This is a genomic window from Pseudomonas libanensis, from assembly GCF_001439685.1.
GTDB lineage: Bacteria > Pseudomonadota > Gammaproteobacteria > Pseudomonadales > Pseudomonadaceae > Aquipseudomonas > Aquipseudomonas libanensis.
Window position 1 is genome coordinate 168974 of sequence record NZ_JYLH01000010.1, and the last position, 16137, is coordinate 185110.

Here is a 16137-nt window from a genome sequence, read left to right on the forward strand (position 1 = left end):
TATTCTTGTTGTTTTCAGCTCAGCGGCCAGTGGTGTTGACAGGCTTGGCGAACGGCCTTGGCGCTGCTCAGGTCAAGCAGCTCAAGGCTCAGTTGCCGGCATTGCGCCGCGTCCAGGTGGCGGACGCGGTCCTTGATTTCGCCGATCTGCGGCGGGCTCACCGACAGCTCGCTGACCCCCAGGCCGACCAGTACCGGCGTAGCCAGTGGGTCGGACGCCAGGGCGCCACAGACGCCGACCCAACGCCCATGTTTTGCCGCACCCGCGCAGGTCTGGGCGATCAAGCGCAGCAGCGCCGGGTGCAGGGCGTCGACCCGGGCAGCAAGGCCGGCGTGGTCGCGGTCCATGGCCAGGGTGTACTGGGACAGGTCATTGGTGCCGATGGATAAAAAGTCCGCATGCTTGGCCAACTGCTCGGCCATCAGCGCGGCGGCGGGCACTTCGATCATCACGCCCAGCTCGGGGCGTTGCGTCAGCTCAAGCTCCACGCACAGTTCATCCAGGCGCTGGCGGATCTGCAGCAATTCATCCACTTCGCTGACCATCGGCAACAGGATGCGGCAGCGCGCCAGTGGCGAGACTTGCAGCAGGGCGCGCAGTTGCTGGTCGAGCAGTTCCGGGCGCACCTGGGCCATGCGAATACCGCGCAGGCCCAGTACCGGGTTGGCCTCGACGGGCAGCGGCAGGTAGTCGAGCTGCTTGTCGCCACCCACGTCGATGGTGCGGATGATCACCGATTTGTCGCCCATGGCATCCAGCACGGCTTGATAGGCCTGGCGTTGCTCCTGTTCATCCGGCGCGTTGCGGCGGTCAACGAAGAGGAATTCAGTGCGCAGCAGGCCGACGCCGTCGGCGCCGTTGTCAAACGCCACTTGGGCTTCGGCGCTGGAGGCGACATTCGCCGCGACTTCAACCGTCACGCCATCGGTGGTGCACGCCGGTTGTTGGGCTTGGGCCTGTTGCTGCTGGCGTCGCAATTTCTGTGTTTCGCGAATCTGATGAACCTCGGCGTGGCGTGCATCGCTGGGGGCCAGTTCCAGACGGCCGTTGGCGGCGTCGAGCACCACCCGTTGGCCTTGGGGTACGTCGAGCACTTCATTGCCCAGGGCGACGAGACACGGCAAGCCTTTGCCCCGGGCCAAAATGGCCACATGGGATGTGGCGCCGCCTTCGGCCATGCAGATGCCCGCAGCCTGTTGCGCGCTCAGTTGCAGCAAGTCCGAGGGCGTCAGCTCATGGGCGCTGACAATCGCCCCCGCCGGCAGTTCGAAATGCCAGGCTTCACCCAGCAACGCACGCAGCACCCGTTGTTGCAGGTCGCGCAGGTCATTGGCACGCTCGGCAAACAGCGGCTTGCCCAATGCCAACAGTACGGCGCATTGGGCCTGGATCGCATCGCGCCAGGCGTGGGTGGCGGCGCTGCCTTGTTCGATGGTGGCGGTGGCCGCGTCGAGTAAGGCCGGGTCTTCCAGCAGGGCGAGGTGGGCGGCGAAGATCTCTTCTTCTTCGACGTTCTTGCGTTGGCGCGCCTGGTCCAGCGTATTGCGGATTTCGCCGCGCACTTGCTCAAGGGCCGCATCCAGGCGTTGCAGTTGTTCTTCGACGCTATAACTGCCGCTGTCTTGCGGCAGCTCGATGCCAGCCAGGCGGAACAGCGGCCCACACACCAGGCCCGGTGCCGCGCATACGCCTTGCAGCACGTTGGCTTCGGTATTCGCCCGGCGTGGTGTGGCAACGACCGGCGCGTGATGCTCCTCTTGGATCGCCACGGACAGCGCGGCGACCAATGCCTGTAACGCCGCCTCGCCATCCTTGCCACGACAGGTCACCCGTACCTCATCACCTTCGCCAATACCCAGCCCCATCAGGCCGATCAGGCTGTCGCAGGCCGCCGATTTATCAGCGAAGTGCAGTTGCGATTGGCTGCTGAAACCCTGTGCAGTCTTGCGGATCAGCGCGGCAGGGCGCGCATGCAAGCCGCCACGGTGGGTGATGCGTACCATGGCGCTCACTTCTGCGAACGAGTTATCCACAGCGGTTTGAACCGGTGCGGATGTGCGCAGGGCAATGCGCATCAGCGCTTCACCGACCTTCACCGTCTTGCTTGCAATCGGTTGCAGCTCGAAGCGTTCACTGTTGGTCAGGATGATCAGGCTGACCAGACTTTTGCACTGGCGCGCAATGCGGTCCAGATCAAACTGCACCAACGGCTGGCCCTCGCTCACCCGTGCGCCATCCTTCACCAGCAAGGCAAAGCCTTCGCCATTGAGCTCCACGGTGTCGATGCCTACATGCATCAGCACTTCGGCACCGCTGTCGGCGCGGATGGTCAGGGCATGCCCGGTGCGGGCGACATGGATGATCACGCCGTCACAGGGCGCGTGCAGGCAATCATTCAGCGGGTCGATGGCCACGCCATCGCCCATGGCGCCGCTGGCGAACACTTCGTCGGGAACGTTGCCCAAGGCCAGCACCGGCCCGCTTAAGGGGGCGCTGAGGGTCAGTACATTATTGTTGTTGGACATGGGCACGGTACTCATCAGGAAAACGCCGCTTTAGTGAGTGCGGGTGACTTTGCTCAGGTGGCGCGGCTGGTCCGGGTCCATGCCCCGTGCCTCAGCCAGGCCGGCGGCCATCACGTAGAAGCTCTGGATCGCCAGGATCGGGTCCAGGCTCGGGTGTTCGGCGCGGCTCAGGGTCAGGTCACGCTCGGCGATATCGTCCGGCGCGGCCAGCAATACGCGGGCGCCGCGTTGGCGCATATCGGCGGCCAGGCTCAACAGGCCGGCTTGTTCGGCGCCGCGTGGGGCGAATACCAACAGCGGGTAGTTCTTGTCGATCAAGGCCATCGGCCCATGGCGCACCTCGGCGCTGCTGAAGGCTTCGGCCTGGATCGCCGAAGTTTCCTTGAGCTTGAGCGCGGCTTCCTGGGCGATGGCAAACCCGGCGCCACGGCCGATCACCATCAAGCGCTGGCTATCTTTAAGGGCGTCGATGGCCGTGCGCCAATCCTGTCTGGCGGCGTCACGCAGGCCATCGGGCAAGGCCTGGCAGGCTTGCAGCAGGTCGGCTTCCTGATTCCAGTGGCCGATCAACTGCGCGCTGGCGCTGAGGGTGGCAATAAAGCTCTTGGTGGCGGCCACGCTGAGTTCCGGCCCGGCGCACAGTGGCACGTGGAATTCGCAGGCGGCTTCCAGCGGCGAGTCTTCGGCGTTCACCAGCGAGATGCTCAGGGCGCCGCGCTTGCGCAATAGGCGCAGGCTGTTGACCAGATCCGGGCTCTGCCCCGACTGGGAGAACCCAAACGCCACCTGGCCGCTGACCTTCATCGGCGCCTGCAACAGGGTCACCACCGACATCGGCAACGACGCCACCGGGATGCCCACATGCTGCATGGCCAGGTAGGCGAAGTAACTGGCGGCGTGGTCGGAGCTACCACGGGCGATGGTCATCGCCACTTGCGGCGGTTGGCGACGCAGGCGCCCGGCAACTTCTTCCAGCATGGGATTCAGGCGCTGCAGTTGTGCCGCAACGGCGTCGCAGGAGGCCAAAGCCTCTTCAAGCATTTTTGAAGTCAATGGTGTCTCCTTCGACCATTACGTCGGTGAGTGTCAGTGAGCGGTCCAGGCGCACGCAGTCGGCAAAGCTGCCGGGCTGCAGGCGGCCGCGTTCTTCCAGGCCCAGGTAGTCCGCAGGAAATTGCGACAGGCGTTGTGAGGCTTCGCTGATGGGCAGGCCGATTTTCACCAGGTTGCGCAGCGCCTGATCCATGGTCAGGGTGCTACCGGCCAGGGTGCCGTCGGCCAGGCGCACGCCACCCAGGCATTTGGTCACGGTGTGGCTGCCCAGCTTGTATTCGCCGTCGGGCATGCCGGCGGCAGCGGTGGAGTCGGTGACGCAATACAGGCACGGGATCGCGCGCAGGGCCACGCGCATGGCGCCGGGATGTACGTGGAGCAGGTCCGGGATCAGCTCGGCGTATTGGGCATGGGCCAGCGCGGCACCGACGATGCCGGGTTCGCGGTGATGCAGCGGGCTCATGGCGTTGTACAAATGGGTGAAGCTGGTGGCGCCGGCGGCGAGGGCGGCGACGCCTTCTTCATAGCTGCCCAGGGTATGGCCGATCTGCATGCGCACGCCGCGTTCGCTGAGGGCGCGGATCAGGCCGTCATGGCCGGCGATTTCCGGTGCGATGGTGATTACCCGGATCGGCGCCAGGCGCAAATAGGCTTCGACTTCGGCCATCAGCGCGGTATGGGCGAAGTTGGGTTGGGCGCCGAGTTTGCCTGGGTTGATATAGGGGCCTTCCAGGTGCACACCGAGCACCCGCGCACTGCCGGCAGGGCGTTGCTCGCAGAAGCTGCCGAGTTCACTGAGGACCTGGGAGATTTCATCCACCGGGGCAGTCATGGTGGTGGCCAGCAGCGAGGTGGTCCCAAAACGCACGTGGGTGCGGGTAATGGTCTCGAAGGCGTTTGCCCCCTCCATGATGTCGGCACCGCCACCGCCGTGCACATGCAGGTCGATAAAGCCTGGCAGCAGGTAGGGCAGGTCGTTGTCAGCCGGGTCGCAAGGCGTGCCTTCGATGGCAACCACCTTGCCGTGCTCGTGCACCAGGCGGCCGCGAATCCAGCCACTGGGCGTGAGAATATTGTCTTCTGGCATGGGCAGTTCTCTAGAGTCGCAATTCAGCGGAATAGTCGTGGCGACGCAGCTCTGCGACAAAGTCGTAGTAGTCGTTGCGGCAGTAGGTATCGGTAATTTCAATCGGCGTGTTGTCGGCGGTGTAGCCAACGCGGGTCATCAGCAGCATGGCGGTGCCGGGGGCGATGCCCACCAGCTTGGCGAATTCGTCCGAGGCATTGATTGCCTGGATATGTTGCAGGGCGCGCACGATGGGCTTGCCGATGCCTTCCAGGTATTCGTACAGCGAATTGCCGATGGCTTGCGGGTGCGGCAACACCGAGGCGGGCATGGCGGTCATTTCAATCGCCATCACCGTGTCATCGGCTTTGCGCAAACGCTTGAGGCGCGCCACTTTGTCGGTGGGCGACAGGCACAGGCGGATCAGCTCTTCGTGGGTCGGCGGGGTGATGTCGCGCTCCAGCCACTGTGACGTGGGAACAAAGCCCTTGAGCCGCAGCATTTCGCTGAACCCCGACAAACGCGACAAGGGCTGTTCCAGGCGCGGTGTGATAAAGGTGCCAGAGCCTTGGCTGCGCCGGATCAGGCCCTGGGCAAACAGCACTTCCAAGGCTTTGCGGGCGGTGACCCGCGAGATGCTTAACTGCTCGCTGAGGGCGCGTTCCGATGGCAAGGCCTGCTCGGATTTCCACTGGCCGGCATGGATCGCCGCTTCAAGGTTGCGGGCCAATTGCAGGTACAGCGGCGTGGATTGCTTGTCGTCGGGGCGCAGCGTCAGGATGGGATTCATCTGTGAAGTTTCCGATGCGGTTATTGGAGTGTTGTCGCCCGGTAATGGCCGGAAATTAATACCACTTAAATACCATGTCAATGCTGCCAAAACGGTGCGAACCCCGGTTCCTGGGCTCTTTAATGGGGCTTGGTATCAAGTGGTATTAGAGAGGTCTTTGTGGCGCGCACAAGTGCAGGGTCCCGCGCGGTGAACTGGTATTCACCGGCAGGCGCTGCCAGGGGCAGGAATTATTTTCGAATTAATTTACGAACGGTACGAGATTACGGCCGGATCTCGATCAGGGTGCCGTCCTTGACCAGGTTCCACACTTCACGCATATCCACATTACGCATGCCGATGCAGCCGTCGGTCCAGTCCAGGGTGTGGAACCACTGCTCCGGGTAGTCTTCTGTGTCGGGGGTGCCGTGAATCATGATCATGCTGCCCGGTTTCACCCCTTCGCGGCGGGCGCGGGCGGCGTCGCTGATGTTCGGGTAGGAGATGTGCATGGCCAGGTTGAAGCGCTCGCTGGTCTTGCGCCAGTCGATCCAGTAGAGACCTTCGGGCGTGCGGCGGTCGCCTTCGATCAGCTTGTGGCCCTTGGGGTTCTTGCCCAGGGAGATGCGATAGGTCTTGAGGGGCTTGCCGTCGTTGATCAGTTGCAACTGGTGGGCGGACTTGAGCACCAGGACTTTCTCGACGGTTTTACCGCCGAGGGTTTCCACCGTGGAGGCTGGGGACAGCGTGGCGAACGACAGGCAGATAAGAACAAGCAACCAACGCATTGAAACGGTATCCCTGATAAAGGTGCTGCCTGGAAGGTTATTTGGCTGGGCGCGTCATCGGTGGCACCGACTCGCTGCGCACCGGGAACAGTTGCTGCCGACGGTCAGCGAAAAAGCATTCTAAGGTACGCCCGACGGTGCGGAAAGCCAGCTCGGACCAAGGGATGTCGGCTTCATTGAACAGCTTCACCTCAAGGCTTTCGGGGCCTGCGGCAAAGTCCAGGTCGATCAGCTCGGCGCGATAGAAGATGTGCACCTGGCTGATGTGCGGCACATCGATCAGGGTGTAGATGCTCAGGTTACGCACCCGGGCACAGGCTTCTTCCAGGGTTTCACGCATGGCCGCCTGTTCCACGGTCTCGCCGTTTTCCATAAAGCCTGCGGGCAGGGTCCAGTAACCCAGGCGCGGTTCGATGGCGCGGCGGCAGAGCAGTACTTGATCACCCCAGACTGGCACGGTGCCGGCGACGATATTGGGGTTCTGGTAATGAATGGTCGAGCAGTGATCACACACATAACGCAGGCGTACGTCGCCCTCGGGAACGCGTTGGATAACCGGTTTACCGCACTGGCTGCAGAAATTCATGCTGGGGTTCCTGGAGAATGGGCACATCTTGGCTTGGTGCCGGGCGTTCCTGCAAGTTGTCGTTTCGCGACATGCACCGGGTTTTGGGCTTGGGCGCCCGCCCGCTTTGGTGCATGATGCAAGGTAGCCAACAGACCGAGATGACTCATGCTGGACGAGCTACTTCGCCGGGTAAGCAATCACACCCCTCACACCTTGGAAACTGACGGGCGTTTCCCCGAGGCCGCGGTACTGGTGCCGATTACCCGCAGTGACGAACCTGAGCTGATCCTGACCCTGCGCGCCAGCGGCCTGTCGACCCACGGTGGCGAAGTGGCCTTTCCTGGCGGGCGCCGCGACCCTGACGACCCGGACTTGGTCTTCACCGCCTTGCGCGAGGCCGAAGAAGAAATCGGCCTGCCACCCGGGTTGGTGGAGGTGATCGGGCCGTTGAGCCCATTGATTTCCCTGCATGGCATTCGCGTAACGCCCTACGTCGGCGTCATTCCCGATTACGTCGAATACCTGGCCAACGACGCCGAAATCGCCGCCGTCTTCAGCGTACCCCTGGAGTTTTTCCGACAGGACCCACGCGAACATACCCATCGGATCGATTACCAGGGCCGCAGTTGGTACGTGCCCAGCTACCGGTTCGGCGAATACAAGATCTGGGGCCTGACGGCGATCATGATTGTCGAACTGATCAATCTGCTCTATGACGACGCCAAGATCAGCCTGCACCAACCGCCCAAGAGCTTCACCAATATCTAAGCCATCGCTTGAATGGCGAGCCGTGAGGAAAAACCATGAAATACCGCCTGGGCGACGCCCGTGTCGAGACCCATCCCAACAGTTGGGTAGCACCGAATGCCACGCTGGTAGGCAAGGTCAAGCTGGAGGAGGGCGCCAACGTCTGGTTCAACGCGGTGTTGCGCGGCGACAACGAGCTGATCCTGATCGGTAAGAACAGCAACGTGCAGGACGGCAGCGTGATGCACACCGACATGGGCTACCCGCTGACCCTCGGCACCGGCGTGACCATCGGCCATAACGCCATGCTGCACGGCTGCAGCGTCGACGACTACAGCTTGATCGGCATCAACGCCGTGATCCTCAACGGCGCCAAGATCGGCAAACATTGCATCATCGGCGCCAATTCGCTGATCGGCGAAGGTAAGGAGATTCCTGATGGTTCGCTGGTGATGGGCTCGCCTGGCAAAGTCGTGCGTGAGCTGACCGAGGCGCAGAAACGTATGCTCGAGGCCAGTGCCGCGCACTATGTGCATAACTCGCAGCGCTATGCCCGAGACTTGGTTGAGCAGGAAGAATGAGTGCGGTTGAACGGCCTGTTGCCTCGCCGTGCGTGAGTATTTGCGCGCTGGATGATGACGACATCTGCACCGGCTGCCAGCGCAATGTGGATGAAATCACGCGCTGGAGCCGCATGGATAACGCCGAGCGCCGGGTGGTGCTGGGGTTGTGCCATGAGCGGGCGGTGGCGAGTGGGATGGTGTGGATGACCCCTGGGAAATCTGGCGCCTGACAGGCCGCCATCGCAGGCAAGCCAGCTCCCACCCTTGATGTGTGAATACCTTCAAATGTGGGAGCTGGCTTGCCTGCGATGAGGCCCTGCCAGACGACATCCTTGTAATTGTGTACCCTGTGCGGCATTGCCCACAGGTTCATCCTCCATGTTCTTCCTGATCGCCTACATCAGCAGCGTCGTGCTGATCAACTTCGCCTTCTCCACCGCCCCACACCTGGACATCATCTGGTCCGCCTGGGGCGGCCTGGTCTTCATCCTGCGCGATATGGTGCAAACCCGCTTCGGCCATGGCGCAATCATCGCCATGCTGGCGGCGCTGGTGCTGTCGTATATCACCTCCGACCCGTCCATCGCCCTGGCCAGTGCCACGGCGTTCGCAGTGTCCGAGTGCATCGACTGGCTGGTGTTCAGCATCACCAGGCGCCCCCTGCATGACCGCCTGTGGATAAGTTCGGCGCTGAGCATTCCCCTCGATACCTTTATCTTCTTCGGCCTGATCGGTGCGCTGACGCCTGCGGTGGCCGGTACTGCGCTGGTGTCGAAGTTCGCCGGGGTCACGGTGGTGTGGTTGATCATGGCCTGGCGCCTGCGCAAGCGCGCCGTCGCCAACTGAGGCCAATTCTTGCAGTTCATGTAAAATGCCGGCCTTTCTCCCCATGATCCGCTCCCCTGAGGACCTGAGATGACCCGAATCGGAACTCCATTGTCGCCAACCGCGACCCGCGTTTTGCTGTGTGGCTGCGGTGAGCTGGGCAAGGAAGTGGTAATCGAGCTGCAACGCCTGGGCGTTGAAGTGATTGCCGTGGATCGCTACGCCAACGCGCCAGCCATGCAGGTGGCGCACCGTAGCCATGTGATCAACATGCTCGACGGCGCCGCCCTGCGTGCGGTGATCGAGGCGGAGAAACCGCATTTCATCGTGCCGGAAATCGAAGCCATTGCCACTGCGACCCTGGTGGAACTGGAAGCCGAAGGCTTCACCGTGATCCCGACCGCGCGTGCCACATCACTGACCATGAACCGTGAAGGCATCCGTCGTCTGGCCGCCGAAGAGCTGGATCTGCCGACCTCGCCGTATCACTTCGCCGACACCTTTGAAGACTACAGCAAGGCCGTCCAGGACCTGGGCTTCCCCTGCGTGGTCAAGCCGGTGATGAGTTCGTCGGGCAAGGGCCAGAGCCTGCTGCGCAGCGCAGAAGATGTGCAAAAAGCCTGGGATTACGCCCAGGAAGGCGGGCGTGCCGGTAAAGGCCGGGTGATCATCGAAGGTTTTATCGACTTCGACTACGAAATCACCTTGCTGACCGTGCGCCATGTCGGTGGCACCACCTTCTGCGCCCCGGTCGGTCATCGTCAGGAGAAGGGCGACTACCAGGAATCCTGGCAGCCACAGGCCATGAGCCCGATTGCCCTGGCCGAGTCCGAGCGCGTTGCCAAAGCAGTGACCGAAGCCCTGGGTGGCCGTGGCCTGTTTGGCGTGGAGTTGTTCATCAAGGGCGATCAGGTGTGGTTCAGCGAAGTGTCGCCGCGCCCCCATGACACTGGCCTGGTGACCCTGATTTCCCAGGACCTGTCGCAGTTTGCCCTGCACGCCCGCGCCATCCTCGGCCTGCCGATCCCATTGATCCGTCAGTTCGGGCCTTCGGCGTCGGCGGTGATCCTGGTGGAAGGGCAATCGACCCAGACGGCGTTTGCCAACCTCGGCGTTGCATTGAGCGAGCCGGACACGGCGTTGCGTCTGTTTGGCAAGCCAGAGGTCAACGGCCAGCGCCGCATGGGTGTGGCGTTGGCGCGGGATGAGTCGATTGAAGCGGCTCGGGCCAAGGCAACCCGGGCTTCCCAGGCAGTGGTGGTAGAGCTCTAAAAGCATCGGGGGCAAGCCCCCTCCCACACTTGACCCAGTTCACAGAGTCAGATTTGTGAATACATTCAAATGTAGGAGGCGGCGTGCCCCCGATAGCGGTCTATCAGACCACGCGATTCAAATCGTTATCCCGCGTTTCTTTCAGGCACAGCACCGCAATCAAGCTCAGCAACGCTGCCGCCGACACATACCCACCCACATAACTCAGCCCACCCATCGCCACCAGCTTGGTCGCAAAGAACGGTGCCGCCGACGCCCCGACAATCCCACCCAGGTTATACGCCGCCGAAGCGCCGGTATAACGCACACGGGTCGGGAACAATTCCGGCAGCATGGCGCCCATCGGCGCGAAGGTCACGCCCATCAAGAACAGCTCCAACGCCAGGAACAACGCCACGGCCCAGGTCGAACCATGGGTCAGCAACGGCTCCATGGTAAAACCCGACAGAATCGCCAGGATCGCGCCAGCGATCAGCACCGGCCTGCGCCCATAACGATCACTGGCCAGCGCCGCCAGCGGCGTTGCCAAGCCCATGAACAATACCGCGAAGCACAGCAGGCCGAGGAAGGTTTCACGGCTGTAGCCCAAGGTCGACACGCCATAGCTCAAGGAAAACGCCGTGGTGATATAGAACAGCGCGTAGCACACCACCATCGACGCAGCGCCCAGCAGCACCGGCAGCCAATGCTGGCTGAACAGTTCTACCAGCGGTACTTTCACCGGCGCTTCTTTAGCGACGGCGTTGGCGAACACCGGGGTCTCGTGCAGCTTGAGCCGCGCATACAGGCCGACCATCACCAGCGCAGCACTGAGGATGAACGGAATGCGCCAGCCCCAACTGCGGAACTGCTCGTCATCCAGGCTCATGGCCAAGATCAGAAACAGACCATTGGCCGCCAAAAAGCCAATCGACGGGCCCAATTGCGGAAACATGCCGAACCAGGCGCGCTTGCCCTTGGGCGCATTCTCGGTCGCCAGCAATGCCGCGCCGCCCCATTCCCCGCCAAGGCCCAGGCCCTGGCCGAAGCGCAATACGCACAAGAGAATCGGTGCCCAGGCGCCGATGCTGTCGTAGCCTGGCAGCAAGCCGATCAAGGTGGTGCACACACCCATCAGCAGCAGCGAGGCCACCAGGGTGGATTTACGCCCGATACGGTCGCCGAAGTGGCCGAACAACGCCGAGCCCAGCGGGCGTGCGATAAAGGCGATGCCGAAGGTCAGGAACGAGGCCAGCATCTGCGCGGTTCCGGAGCTCTGGGGAAAGAACACCGGGCCGATCACCAGCGCGGCAGCCGTGGCGTAGATATAGAAATCGTAGAACTCGATGGCAGTGCCGACGATGCTCGCCGTGGCGACGCGGGCGGTCGAGTTGGTCGGCGCGGCGGTCGCAGCGTCTTGGTAGGTGGTGCTCATGGCAGTATCCCTGACGGTCATTGCGCGTTTGGACGCGGATTATTATTGGTCGAACACCCATGGATCAGGGTTGTGCGCGGGGTGGCTCGGGATGGGAGCCGGCACCGGTCGGACAAGGTGAAGCTGTGCCTTGACGCGCTGAGTGCGGGTAGCACGCGGTCGGGCGGGGGCTTGGGTAAGCCGCAGGGATTATAGGAAGGGGGCTAAGGATCCAACAAGGGGCTGGTGAGGATCTATGGCCTGGAACTGGATCAATGTGGGAGCTGGCTTGCCTGCGATAGCATCACCTCGGTTCAACTGAAGGACCGAGTCGCCTGCATCGCAGGCAAGCCAGCTCCCACATTGACCGGGTTGAGCCTGCTGAGGTCAGGCGGCCACCGGCACATGGCTGGTATGCCAGATCAATACCTTGCTCACCCGGTTGTCCTCGGTCTCGAGGATTTCCAGGCGATAGCGGCCGATCTTCAGGCACACCGCGCAATCCGGAATGGTTTCCAGGGCTTCGGTCACCAGGCCGTTGAGGGTCTTGGGGCCATCGCTGGGCAGGTGCCAGCCCAGGCTCTTGTTCAGTTCGCGGATCGAGGCGGCGCCGTCGATGATGTAGCGGCCATCGGGCTGGGCTTCGATATGCGGGTTATCCACAGTCTGGTCGCTTTCGAATTCGCCGACGATCTCTTCAAGAATGTCTTCCAGGGTAACGATGCCCAGCACTTCGCCGTATTCGTCCACCACCATGCCCAGGCGCCGCTGCTGCTTGTGGAAGTTCAGCAGTTGCAGTTGCAATGGCGTGCTTTCCGGGACGAAGTAAGGTTCGTGGCAGGCAGCGAGCAGCGCCTCTTTGGTCAGGCTGGCGTCGGGCAGCAGGTGCTGGACCTGGCGCGTGTTGAGCACTGCTTCGACCTGGTTGATATCGCTGTGGAACACCGGCAGGCGGGTGCGTTGGGAGCTGCGCAGTTGCTCGATGATTTCGTCGATCGAGTCATCCAGGTTGATACCGTCCACTTCGCTGCGCGGTACCAGGATGTCGTTGACGGTGATGTTATCCAGGGCGTGGATACCAGGCATGCCGGGCATGCGGTCTTCGTCGGCTTCGGGCTGCGGTTCGTTGTCGTGGTGGGGTTGGGGCTCGTCGCTGTGTTTCACCACGCCGGCCTTGCGGGCAAACGGGCGCAGCAGCAACAGGCTGATGCCATTGAGCAGCCAGGCCAGGGGGTAGAGGATTTTCAGCGGTACACCCAGCAGGGTGTTACCAAAACCCAGCACCGCTTGCGGATGGCGGGTGGCCAAGGCGCGGGGCAGGTAGTCAGCCAGTATCAGCAGCAGGGCGCAGGAGATCAGCCAGCCCAGCCATGGGCCGTTCTGCGCCCAGGCATAGATTGCCAGCAGCGTGCAGAGGATCACCACCGCGGCACGGCACAGGCTGTTGCACAGGATCAGGCTATGGCGCGGGAAGCTCAGGCGTGCGGCTGCCTTGTCGCCCTGGCGTGTACCGGGGCGCAGGGCCAGCAGGTGTTGTTGCGCGGCTTCAATGGCGGTAAACAGCGCCGCCCATAAAACCAGCAGGGCAATTACGGCGAGCATCGGCCCCAGGGGCAAGTTGTCCATGATCGCTGCCCGTCAGATATGCAGGATGTATTCGCGAACCAGCTTGCTGCCGAAATAGGCCAGCATCAGCAGGCAGAAACCGGCCAGGGTCCAGCGGATTGCCTTGTGCCCGCGCCAGCCGAGGCGGTTGCGGCCCCACAGCAACACGCTGAACACCACCCAGGCCAGGCACGCCAGCAAGGTCTTGTGCACCAGGTGCTGGGCGAAGAGGTTCTCGACGAATAGCCAGCCGGAGATCAGCGACAGCGACAGCAGGGTCCAGCCGGCCCACAGGAAGCCGAACAGCAGGCTTTCCATGGTCTGCAGCGGCGGGAAGTTCTTGATCAGCCCGGACGGGTGCTTGTGCTTGAGCTGGTGGTCCTGCAGCAGCAGGAGCAGGGCCTGGAATACCGCGATGGTGAACATGCCGTAGGCGAGGATCGACAACAGGATATGGGCAAGGATGCCCGGTTCCTCGTCAATCACCTGTACCGTGCCAGTGGGCGCGAATTGCGCCAGCAGCACTGTCAGCATGCCCAAGGGGAATAGCAATACCAGCAGGTTCTCGACCGGAATGCGGTAGCAAGCCAGCAGCGTCAGCGCGATGACGGCCGCCGCGATCAGGCTGGCGGCGCTGAAAAAGTCCAGGCCCAGGCCCACCGGGGTCATCAGGTGGGTGAACAGGCTGGCGGCATGGGCCAGCAGGGCCAGCACGCCAAGGCCGACGAGCAGACGTTTGTCCGCTTTAGTGCCTTGGGCCAGACGAGTGCCCTGGTAGAGAGTCGCAGCGGCATACAAAATGGCGGCGGCGAGGCTGGGTAGCAAACTGGGTGACAAGGGGAGCATAAATCCTGATAGGCAAGCCCGAAAGGCGCTGAGTTTGGCACACACCTGCGCTCCACGAAAGACTCCCGGGCCAGACAGCGGGTGTGCATGGGCGCAGTCTTCGCTATAATCCGCGACCTGCCCACGCCGCAGGCTCGGCGAACGCTGTTATTAATAGCGATTTCCCCCAGCCTGGGCCGCCATTACCTCGGTCTACCTGCATTTCGATGAATAGGGCCTGAAAGGATCGCGCATGTTTGAAAACTTGACTGACCGTCTCTCGCAGACGCTGCGCCACGTAACCGGCAAGGCCAAGCTGACCGAGGACAATATTAAAGACACCCTGCGTGAAGTGCGCATGGCGTTGCTGGAAGCCGACGTGGCTTTACCGGTGGTGAAGGACTTCGTCAACTCGGTCAAGGAGCGTGCGGTCGGCACCGAAGTGTCCCGCAGCCTGACCCCGGGCCAGGCCTTTGTGAAGATCGTCCAGGCCGAACTCGAAAGCCTGATGGGCGCGGCCAACGAAGATTTGAACCTCAGCGCCGTGCCACCGGCCGTCGTGCTGATGGCCGGTTTGCAGGGCGCGGGTAAAACCACCACCGCCGGCAAGCTGGCGCGTTTCCTTAAAGAGCGCAAGAAGAAATCCGTGATGGTGGTGTCGGCCGACGTGTACCGTCCGGCGGCCATCAAGCAGTTGGAAATGCTCGCAGGCGAAGTGGGCGTGACCTTCTTCCCGTCCGACCTGAGCCAGAAGCCGGTCGACATTGCCAATGCGGCAATTAAAGAAGCCAAGCTCAAGTTCATTGACGTGGTCATCGTCGATACCGCCGGTCGCCTGCACATCGACGAAGAGATGATGGGCGAGATCAAGGCGCTGCACGCTGCGATCAACCCGGTCGAGACGCTGTTCGTGGTCGATGCCATGACCGGCCAGGATGCGGCCAACACCGCCAAGGCCTTTGGTGACGCACTGCCGCTGACCGGCGTGATCCTCACCAAGGTCGACGGCGACGCCCGTGGCGGTGCTGCGCTGTCGGTGCGTGCCATCACCGGCAAGCCGATCAAGTTCATCGGTATGGGCGAGAAGAGCGACGCGCTCGAGCCGTTCCACCCCGAGCGTATCGCTTCGCGCATCCTCGGCATGGGCGACGTGCTCAGCCTGATCGAGCAGGCCGAAGCCACGCTGGACAAGGACAAGGCCGACAAGCTGGCCAAGAAGCTGAAGAAGGGTAAGGGCTTCGATCTCGAAGACTTCCGTGACCAGCTGCAACAGATGAAGAACATGGGCGGCCTCGGCGGCCTGATGGACAAGCTGCCGAACATCGGTGGTGTGAACCTGGCGCAGATGGGCAATGCCCAAGGCGCGGCAGAGAAGCAGTTCAAGCAGATGGAAGCCATCATCAATTCCATGACCCCGGCCGAGCGCCGCGACCCTGAGCTGATCAGCGGTTCGCGCAAACGTCGGATCGCCATGGGCTCCGGCACCCAGGTGCAGGACATCGGTCGCTTGATCAAGCAGCACAAGCAAATGCAGAAGATGATGAAGAAATTCTCCGCCAAAGGCGGTATGGCCAAGATGATGCGCGGCATGGGCGGTATGTTGCCCGGCGGCGGCATGCCGAAAATGTAAAAGTTTCGAGCGGGAGTTCACTCCTGCTCCGACCCACAGGGATGTGGGATCTCCAGCAAACCCGCCGTTGGCGGGGGCTGACTCGCCGTTTTAACCGACGGCTCTATAGCAGATCTGAGTGGCACGCTGACTAGGCGCCAGAAAAAGACATTTGCAAAAGTCCGGATATTCCTTAGAATATGCGGCCTTTCGGGCACCTATGCCCGCTGTGCATTTAGATTTGCAGCACCGACTACAGGAACGATGTTCACATGCTAACAATCCGTCTTGCCCTTGGCGGCTCCAAAAAGCGCCCGTTTTACCACTTGACCGTAACCGACAGCCGCAACCCGCGCGACGGTTCGCACAAGGAACAGGTTGGTTTCTTCAACCCTGTTGCTCGTGGTCAAGAAGTTCGTCTGTCCGTGAACCAAGAGCGCGTAGCCTACTGGCTGAGCGTTGGCGCACAGCCATCCGAGCGCGTTGCAAAACTGTTGAAGGACTCGGCTAAGGCCGCAGCCTGAGCAAT

At 62.2% G+C, this 16137-nt stretch carries 16 protein-coding genes; 7 read left to right on the plus strand and 9 right to left on the minus strand.

Annotated elements, in window-relative coordinates; all coding sequences use genetic code 11:
* Window positions 1-14: 14 nt before the first annotated feature.
* The 6 genes from ptsP to TU73_RS17070 all read right to left on the minus strand — a co-directional run bounded on the left by ptsP (window position 15) and on the right by TU73_RS17070 (window position 6787).
* Window positions 15-2525 (minus strand): phosphoenolpyruvate--protein phosphotransferase, encoded by a 2511-nt coding sequence (ptsP, locus tag TU73_RS17045; RefSeq protein ID WP_057013201.1) that lies wholly within the window; start codon window positions 2523-2525, stop codon window positions 15-17.
* A gap of 30 nt (window positions 2526-2555) precedes the next feature.
* On the minus strand, window positions 2556-3566 hold the full coding sequence (locus TU73_RS17050) for an SIS domain-containing protein (RefSeq protein ID WP_057013202.1): 1011 nt from the start codon (window positions 3564-3566) through the stop codon (window positions 2556-2558).
* Window positions 3559-4665 carry an N-acetylglucosamine-6-phosphate deacetylase gene (gene nagA / locus TU73_RS17055; RefSeq protein WP_057013203.1) on the minus strand — a complete coding sequence of 369 codons (1107 nt, stop codon included), beginning with the start codon at window positions 4663-4665 and terminating at the stop codon, window positions 3559-3561. Before nagA ends, TU73_RS17050 begins: the two co-directional genes overlap by 8 nt.
* 10 nt (window positions 4666-4675) lie before the next feature.
* Window positions 4676-5434 (minus strand): GntR family transcriptional regulator, encoded by a 759-nt coding sequence (locus tag TU73_RS17060; RefSeq protein WP_043046851.1) that lies wholly within the window; start codon window positions 5432-5434, stop codon window positions 4676-4678.
* A gap of 263 nt (window positions 5435-5697) precedes the next feature.
* Entirely contained in the window at window positions 5698-6201 is a 504-nt protein-coding gene (locus tag TU73_RS17065) for a L,D-transpeptidase family protein (RefSeq protein ID WP_057013204.1), read from the minus strand.
* A gap of 37 nt (window positions 6202-6238) precedes the next feature.
* Complete coding sequence (locus TU73_RS17070) at window positions 6239-6787, minus strand: NUDIX hydrolase (RefSeq protein WP_057013205.1); 549 nt, start codon at window positions 6785-6787, stop codon at window positions 6239-6241.
* 147 nt (window positions 6788-6934) lie between these two features.
* Here TU73_RS17070 and TU73_RS17075 point away from each other — a divergent pair, with 147 nt between their 5' ends.
* From TU73_RS17075 to purT, 5 genes are all read left to right on the plus strand, one after another.
* The gene (locus TU73_RS17075) at window positions 6935-7537 is read left to right on the plus strand and encodes a CoA pyrophosphatase (protein ID WP_057013206.1); all 603 of its coding nucleotides are present in this window, start codon (window positions 6935-6937) and stop codon (window positions 7535-7537) included.
* 35 nt (window positions 7538-7572) lie between these two features.
* Window positions 7573-8097, plus strand: a complete 525-nt coding sequence (locus tag TU73_RS17080) for a gamma carbonic anhydrase family protein (protein WP_005791135.1) — start codon at window positions 7573-7575, stop codon at window positions 8095-8097.
* Entirely contained in the window at window positions 8094-8309 is a 216-nt protein-coding gene (locus TU73_RS17085) for a DUF1289 domain-containing protein (RefSeq protein WP_057013207.1), read from the plus strand. Before TU73_RS17080 ends, TU73_RS17085 begins: the two co-directional genes overlap by 4 nt.
* A 148-nt stretch (window positions 8310-8457) precedes the next feature.
* Window positions 8458-8925, plus strand: coding sequence for a preQ0 transporter (locus TU73_RS17090; protein ID WP_057013208.1), 468 nt, complete (start codon window positions 8458-8460; stop codon window positions 8923-8925).
* Window positions 8926-8994: 69 nt separating this feature from the next.
* Entirely contained in the window at window positions 8995-10176 is a 1182-nt protein-coding gene (gene purT / locus TU73_RS17095; RefSeq protein WP_057013209.1) for a formate-dependent phosphoribosylglycinamide formyltransferase, read from the plus strand.
* A 103-nt stretch (window positions 10177-10279) separates the two neighbouring features.
* Here purT and TU73_RS17100 read toward each other — a convergent pair whose 3' ends face one another.
* The 3 genes from TU73_RS17100 to TU73_RS17110 form a co-directional block, all read right to left on the minus strand.
* Complete coding sequence (locus TU73_RS17100) at window positions 10280-11590, minus strand: MFS transporter (RefSeq protein ID WP_057013210.1); 1311 nt, start codon at window positions 11588-11590, stop codon at window positions 10280-10282.
* 366 nt (window positions 11591-11956) lie between these two features.
* Entirely contained in the window at window positions 11957-13195 is a 1239-nt protein-coding gene (locus tag TU73_RS17105; protein WP_057013211.1) for a transporter associated domain-containing protein, read from the minus strand.
* Between the two features lie 12 nt (window positions 13196-13207).
* Window positions 13208-14020 carry a cytochrome C assembly family protein gene (locus tag TU73_RS17110; protein WP_057013212.1) on the minus strand — a complete coding sequence of 271 codons (813 nt, stop codon included), beginning with the start codon at window positions 14018-14020 and terminating at the stop codon, window positions 13208-13210.
* 232 nt (window positions 14021-14252) lie between these two features.
* On the opposite strand from TU73_RS17110, the gene ffh reads away from it, so the two are divergent.
* Window positions 14253-15629, plus strand: coding sequence for a signal recognition particle protein (gene ffh / locus TU73_RS17115; protein WP_010207982.1), 1377 nt, complete (start codon window positions 14253-14255; stop codon window positions 15627-15629).
* Between the two features lie 251 nt (window positions 15630-15880).
* Window positions 15881-16132: a 30S ribosomal protein S16 gene (gene rpsP / locus TU73_RS17120; protein WP_003175899.1), complete on the plus strand. Its 252-nt coding sequence runs from the start codon at window positions 15881-15883 to the stop codon at window positions 16130-16132.
* Window positions 16133-16137 lie beyond the last annotated feature (5 nt).